Origin of the sequence: Microbacterium sp. DT81.1, assembly GCF_049844955.1 — a bacterium.
GTDB lineage: Bacteria > Actinomycetota > Actinomycetes > Actinomycetales > Microbacteriaceae > Microbacterium.
In genome coordinates this window covers 588,122-595,278 of sequence record NZ_JBNCMA010000001.1, presented here as the reverse complement: position 1 = coordinate 595,278, position 7,157 = coordinate 588,122, and the positions used below count along the sequence as shown (strand labels likewise).

General features: G+C 57.4%; 2 protein-coding genes and 3 rRNA genes. 1 reads left to right on the top strand and 4 read right to left on the bottom strand.

The genetic code is table 11. The features are described from left to right. Window positions 1–244: 244 nt before the first annotated feature. From rrf to ACLQ2Q_RS02690, 3 genes are all read right to left on the bottom strand, one after another. Window positions 245–361, bottom strand: a 5S ribosomal RNA gene (rrf, locus tag ACLQ2Q_RS02700). A 131-nt stretch (window positions 362–492) separates the two neighbouring features. Next, window positions 493–3,596: ribosomal RNA gene (locus ACLQ2Q_RS02695) — 23S ribosomal RNA — on the bottom strand. A gap of 420 nt (window positions 3,597–4,016) precedes the next feature. Further along, window positions 4,017–5,538 (bottom strand): 16S ribosomal RNA (locus ACLQ2Q_RS02690). The 16S, 23S and 5S rRNA genes sit together here, the layout of an rRNA operon. Before the next feature lie 762 nt (window positions 5,539–6,300). Here ACLQ2Q_RS02690 and ACLQ2Q_RS02685 point away from each other — a divergent pair. Beyond that, window positions 6,301–6,513, top strand: a complete 213-nt coding sequence (locus ACLQ2Q_RS02685; protein WP_425817676.1) for a hypothetical protein — start codon at window positions 6,301–6,303, stop codon at window positions 6,511–6,513. Here the strand turns inward: ACLQ2Q_RS02685 and ACLQ2Q_RS02680 are convergent. After that, entirely contained in the window at window positions 6,500–7,141 is a 642-nt protein-coding gene (locus ACLQ2Q_RS02680) for a UdgX family uracil-DNA binding protein (RefSeq protein WP_425817674.1), read from the bottom strand. The genes ACLQ2Q_RS02685 and ACLQ2Q_RS02680 overlap by 14 nt on opposite strands. Between the last annotated feature and the right edge of the window lie 16 nt (window positions 7,142–7,157).

Genomic DNA, 7,157 nt, shown 5'->3' with positions numbered 1-7,157 from the left:
CGACTTCTTGTCGCCTTCGCGCTTCACGTAAGGTTTGCGTTCCCCCTGCCGGCCGGTGCCCGAGCTGCGGGGCGCATCGTTCCGTCGCGCGGCGCCGGAGCCCGACCGCGGAGACCGCTTCGCGTCGCGATCCTCGTTCTCCTCGACCATGGGGTCCCCTTCTTGCCGCGGCTCGTCGCGAGCACGGGATATGTGACTTAACGAAAAATGGCCACCCAGCTTTGGGTGGCCATTTCACGAAGAAGTCCGGCGGTGTCCTACTCTCCCACAGGGTCCCCCCTGCAGTACCATCGGCGCTGTGAGGCTTAGCTTCCGGGTTCGGAATGTAACCGGGCGTTTCCCTCACGCTATGGCCGCCGAAACACTATTGATGTTTCAATCGTTCAAAAGCATGGTTGCTGTCAGCGACAGCACGCAGCCGCAAAGGCTGCTCATGCGGTTCTCGACCGTACATCGAGAACCACTCAGTGGACGCAAGCACCTAGGAAGGTGATTATCAAATCATCGGCTTATTAGTACCGGTCAGCTACACGTGTTGCCACGCTTACACACCCGGCCTATCAACCCAGTAGTCTGGCTGGGAGCCTCTCGCCCGAAGGCATGGAAATCTCATCTTGAGGCCGGCTTCCCGCTTAGATGCTTTCAGCGGTTATCCATCCCGAACGTAGCTAATCAGCGGTGCTCCTGGCGGAACAACTGACACACCAGAGGTTCGTCCAACCCGGTCCTCTCGTACTAGGGTCAGATCCTCTCAAATTTCCTGCGCGCGCAGCGGATAGGGACCGAACTGTCTCACGACGTTCTAAACCCAGCTCGCGTACCGCTTTAATGGGCGAACAGCCCAACCCTTGGGACCTACTCCAGCCCCAGGATGCGACGAGCCGACATCGAGGTGCCAAACCATGCCGTCGATATGGACTCTTGGGCAAGATCAGCCTGTTATCCCCGAGGTACCTTTTATCCGTTGAGCGACAGCGCTTCCACAAGCCACTGCCGGATCACTAGTCCCGACTTTCGTCCCTGCTCGACTTGTCAGTCTCACAGTCAAGCTCCCTTGTGCACTTACACTCGACACCTGATTACCAACCAGGTTGAGGGAACCTTTGGGCGCCTCCGTTACTTTTTGGGAGGCAACCGCCCCAGTTAAACTACCCATCAGGCACTGTCCCTGAACCGGATTACGGTTCTAAGTTAGATATCCAGAGTGACCAGAGTGGTATTTCAACAATGACTCCACATGAACTGGCGTCCATGCTTCAAAGTCTCCCACCTATCCTACACAAGCCACACCGAACACCAATACCAAACTATAGTAAAGGTCACGGGGTCTTTCCGTCCTGCTGCGCGTAACGAGCATCTTTACTCGTAATGCAATTTCGCCGAGTTCGCGGTTGAGACAGTTGGGAAGTCGTTACGCCATTCGTGCAGGTCGGAACTTACCCGACAAGGAATTTCGCTACCTTAGGATGGTTATAGTTACCACCGCCGTTTACTGGGGCTTAAATTCTCAGCTTCGCCTTGCGGCTAACCGGTCCTCTTAACCTTCCAGCACCGGGCAGGCGTCAGTCCGTATACATCGTCTTGCGACTTGGCACGGACCTGTGTTTTTAGTAAACAGTCGCTACCCACTAGTCTCTGCGGCCTCCAAACGCTTTCGGAGCAAGTCCTAATACGTCGAAGGCCCCCCTTCTCCCGAAGTTACGGGGGCATTTTGCCGAGTTCCTTAACCACGATTCTCTCGATCTCCTTGGTATTCTCTACCTGACCACCTGAGTCGGTTTGGGGTACGGGCGGCTTGAACCTCGCGTCGATGCTTTTCTTGGCAGCATAGGATCACCCACTTTTTATCCGCATCGTGTCTCAGCCTGTATGAGTGACGGATTTGCCTATCACTCGGCCTACGCACTTGCACCAGGACAACCATCGCCTGGCTTGGGCTACCTTCCTGCGTCACACCTGTTAATACGCTAACCGCCTCAGCATAGGGTCGTGTGCTAGGCCCAACGCTTCACCCCGAAGGGATCCGTCAGTGGGATTCAGACACTTAGCATTACTGGATTGGTTTGGGCGGTTCTTCGCCGGTACGGGAATATCAACCCGTTGTCCATCGACTACGCCTGTCGGCCTCGCCTTAGGTCCCGACTTACCCAGGGAAGATTAGCTTGACCCTGGAACCCTTGGTCTTTCGGAGGACGTGTTTCTCACACGTCTTTCGCTACTCATGCCTGCATTCTCACTCGTGTGGCCTCCACGGCTGGTTCACACCGCCGCTTCGCTGGCCACACGACGCTCTCCTACCCATCAATACGGCTGGACCACGAAGGCCTACCAATAATATCAATGCCACAACTTCGGTGGCGTGCTTGAGCCCCGTTACATTGTCGGCGCGGAATCACTTGACCAGTGAGCTATTACGCACTCTTTCAAGGGTGGCTGCTTCTAAGCCAACCTCCTGGTTGTCTAAGCAACTCCACATCCTTTCCCACTTAGCACGCGCTTTGGGACCTTAGTTGGTGGTCTGGGTTGTTTCCCTCTCGACTATGAAGCTTATCCCCCACAGTCTCACTGCTGCGCTCTCACTTACCGGCATTCGGAGTTTGGCTGACGTCAGTAACCTTTTAGGGCCCATCGGCCATCCAGTAGCTCTACCTCCGGCAAGAAACACGCAACGCTGCACCTAAATGCATTTCGGAGAGAACCAGCTATCACGAAGTTTGATTGGCCTTTCACCCCTATCCACAGCTCATCCCCTCAGTTTTCAACCTAAGTGGGTTCGGTCCTCCACGACGTCTTACCGTCGCTTCAACCTGGCCATGGATAGATCACTTCGCTTCGGGTCTAGGACATGCGACTGAATCGCCCTATTCAGACTCGCTTTCGCTACGGCTACCCCACTCGGGTTAACCTCGCCACATATCGCTAACTCGCAGGCTCATTCTTCAAAAGGCACGCTGTCACCCCTACTAAGGAGGCTCCAACGGTTTGTAAGCAAACGGTTTCAGGTACTATTTCACTCCCCTCCCGGGGTACTTTTCACCTTTCCCTCACGGTACTTGTCCGCTATCGGTCATCTGGGAGTATTTAGGCTTATCAGGTGGTCCTGACGGATTCACACGGGATTTCTCGGGCCCCGTGCTACTTGGGATACTCTTCGCGCTGTGAGAGACATTTCGACTACGGGGTTTGCACCCTCTGTGACTGGCCTTTCAATGCCATTCGTCTATATCTTCACATCACGCCGGCTGCTCGGCAGAGCAGCCCGAAAAGTCCCACAACCCCGAATATGCAACTCCTGCCGGATATCACACATACTCGGTTTAGCCTGTTCCGGTTTCGCTCGCCACTACTAACGGAATCGCGGTTGCTTTCTCTTCCTGTGGGTACTGAGATGTTTCACTTCCCCACGTTCCCTCTACCCGCCCTATATATTCAGGCGGGAGTCACTGGGTCGGCACGCCGCCCAGCGGGGTTTCCCCATTCGGAAATCCTCGGATCAAGGTGTGCTTATCCACTCCCCGAGGCTTATCGCAGATTGCTACGTCCTTCTTCGGCTCCAGATGCCAAGGCATCCACCGTTTGCTCTTAAAGATTTGAAATCACATGAGTTTCGTCAGAATCGGTCCGGACCGAAGTCCGGAATTGAAATTGACTAATGATCTATAAAGATCATCTATGTGAAATGATCCCGAAGGATCATCTCAAAGATGCTCGCGTCCACTGTGTAGTTCTCAAAGTACGGGCGGTACCTTCTCCGCATGCCGTATACCGGCAGACAGGAAAAGGTCCTGAGTTTCGTCTGTGCCGGCCCGTGGGCCAGCGCATCCGGTCCCTCAGGACCCAACAGCGTGCATGTGCCGGCCATCCCGACCCAAACCTTTCCAGCTGCAAGCAGCGTACTGAGTTCGGGAAGTTCCGATCGGCACCTAGTCAAATGTTCCACCCATGAGCTACCAGTCGAGAACGTGTGTCTCGAATCTGGCGCCTGGACACTCCGAAGAGTGCCAGATGCTCCTTAGAAAGGAGGTGATCCAGCCGCACCTTCCGGTACGGCTACCTTGTTACGACTTAGTCCTAATTACCGATCCCACCTTCGACGGCTCCCTCCACAAGGGTTGGGCCACCGGCTTCAGGTGTTACCGACTTTCATGACTTGACGGGCGGTGTGTACAAGACCCGGGAACGTATTCACCGCAGCGTTGCTGATCTGCGATTACTAGCGACTCCGACTTCATGAGGTCGAGTTGCAGACCTCAATCCGAACTGGGACCGGCTTTTTGGGATTCGCTCCACCTTACGGTATTGCAGCCCTTTGTACCGGCCATTGTAGCATGCGTGAAGCCCAAGACATAAGGGGCATGATGATTTGACGTCATCCCCACCTTCCTCCGAGTTGACCCCGGCAGTATCCCATGAGTTCCCACCATTACGTGCTGGCAACATAGAACGAGGGTTGCGCTCGTTGCGGGACTTAACCCAACATCTCACGACACGAGCTGACGACAACCATGCACCACCTGTTTACGAGTGTCCAAAGAGTTGACCATTTCTGGCCCGTTCTCGTATATGTCAAGCCTTGGTAAGGTTCTTCGCGTTGCATCGAATTAATCCGCATGCTCCGCCGCTTGTGCGGGTCCCCGTCAATTCCTTTGAGTTTTAGCCTTGCGGCCGTACTCCCCAGGCGGGGAACTTAATGCGTTAGCTGCGTCACGGAATCCGTGGAATGGACCCCACAACTAGTTCCCAACGTTTACGGGGTGGACTACCAGGGTATCTAAGCCTGTTTGCTCCCCACCCTTTCGCTCCTCAGCGTCAGTTACGGCCCAGAGATCTGCCTTCGCCATCGGTGTTCCTCCTGATATCTGCGCATTCCACCGCTACACCAGGAATTCCAATCTCCCCTACCGCACTCTAGTCTGCCCGTACCCACTGCAGGCCCGAGGTTGAGCCTCGGGTTTTCACAGCAGACGCGACAAACCGCCTACGAGCTCTTTACGCCCAATAATTCCGGATAACGCTTGCGCCCTACGTATTACCGCGGCTGCTGGCACGTAGTTAGCCGGCGCTTTTTCTGCAAGTACCGTCACTTTCGCTTCTTCCTTGCTAAAAGAGGTTTACAACCCGAAGGCCGTCGTCCCTCACGCGGCGTTGCTGCATCAGGCTTGCGCCCATTGTGCAATATTCCCCACTGCTGCCTCCCGTAGGAGTCTGGGCCGTGTCTCAGTCCCAGTGTGGCCGGTCACCCTCTCAGGCCGGCTACCCGTCGACGCCTTGGTGAGCCATTACCTCACCAACTAGCTGATAGGCCGCGAGCTCATCCCTGACCGAAGTTCTTTCCAGCTGCTGAAGATGCCTTCGCAGCTCGTATCCGGTATTAGCAGCTGTTTCCAGCTGTTATCCCAGAGTCAGGGGCAGATTGCTCACGTGTTACTCACCCGTTCGCCACTGATCAGGAGAGCAAGCTCTCCTTCACCGTTCGACTTGCATGTGTTAAGCACGCCGCCAGCGTTCATCCTGAGCCAGGATCAAACTCTCCGTAAAGAATTTTTGCTGCGACTGAACCGGAATGGGTTCGGCCGAGCGAGTTTGATCTGACGATCGGATGTCATTACTGACATATCCGTTTAATCTCAAAAGAATCTCATCGATCAGCAGAGCTGACCGCGAGGTTTTTTGGCATTTGACAAGTGCACGCTGTTGAGTTCTCAAGGATCGGATGCTCCTGCTGCTCAGCCTCTCGGCCTCGCCCGCAGGGCAACTTCTCTATCTTATTCATCGTGATCCGCGTGTCAAATCGGCGCTTTTCGACGTGAAGTCGTTCGCAGCTGTCAGTGACGGCGTCTCACCAAGCTAGATCGTGTGCCTCGCGTTCCTGGCGTATCAACCGGGCCGCCGGGGCAACTTCTCTATCCTATCTCACTCGCTCTGCTTGTCAAGTCGGGCTGTCCGTGACTGTTTCAACGTCACCGGCCAGCACTCTTCGACAGCTTCGAGGAGTGGGAACCTCCATCTTAGACCCGAAGGTCGCGACACTCAATGAGTGTGTTTCAGATGGGGGGTGGTTCTCCGCTTGAGGGGGGTCAGGCTCTCGGCCTCTCCGCTTCCCTGTGGGGCGAACAAGTAATAAGTTACGTCGGTTCCGCGCATCGGGCAAATCCTGGCCGTCGCCCGGGCGTGTCGCACCGAGCGCCGGCGAGGAGAACCGCCGGTCACACGCCGTATTCGCCCTTCCGTCGGGTGTGCCCGCGGAGCTGCCCTCCCCTGTGGGCAGCAGACCGCGCCGAGCTCGAAGAGGTCGAGGACATGTTCTTCGGCAACGCGCGCACGCTCGAGCTGCACGTCGTCACATGCCAGTGGTGGCCGCAGCTCGCGTCGGCCGGCAAGGTGCCGTTCTTCACGGTCGCCGACGCGATCGCCCGTGGCTACAACGGCTGCCGCTCCTGTCTGCCCCACCGCCGACAACGGCTGAGGAGCAGCGCCGGCTGGGTCAGCGCCGGCTGGGTCAGCGCCGGCTGAGGCCGAGCGCCTCGGCCCCCACGCGCAGATCGGCGACGAGCGCATCGAACGCGGCCGATCGATCGGCATCCGCACGCAGCCGCAGGATCGACGACGGGTGCACCGTCACCAGCGCCTGCCGACCCCTCGCGGGCTGCAGTCTTCCGCGCTCGCCTCCGATGGCAACGGTGCGGTCGAACACGGCGCGTGCGGCGGTCGCTCCGAGGCAGACGATCAGGTCTGGATCCACGGCATCCAGCTCCGCTTCCAGCCACGGGGCACACGCGACGATGTGGGCGACGCCGGGCTTGCTGTGGATCCGGCGCTTACCTCGTTCCTCGAATCTGAAGTGCTTGACGGCATTGGTGACGTAGATCTCGTCCCTCGCGATGCCCGCGGCCTGAAGAGCACGGTCAAGGACCGCGCCCGCCGGACCGACGAACGGCTCGCCGCTGAGGTCTTCGCGGTCACCCGGCTGCTCGCCCACCAGCATCATCCGGGCGGACGGGCTCCCGTCGCCGAACACGGCCTGCGTTGCCGGCCTCCAGAGCTCGCATCCGCGACAGGACTGCACGGCGTTGCGCAGCTCACCGAGGTCCGCGCCGCGAGGCACCCACTTCTCCGCCCCTGGTCGCTCCTCCGCTGTCATGCGGGAAGAGTAGCCA

Bases quoted from the DNA above. Each gene is read 5' to 3' on its own strand.
- ACLQ2Q_RS02685 (WP_425817676.1), top strand. From the start codon at position 6,301: ATGTTCTTCGGCAACGCGCGCACGCTCGAGCTGCACGTCGTCACATGC.
- ACLQ2Q_RS02680 (WP_425817674.1), bottom strand. From the start codon at position 7,141: ATGACAGCGGAGGAGCGACCAGGGGCGGAGAAGTGGGTGCCTCGCGGC.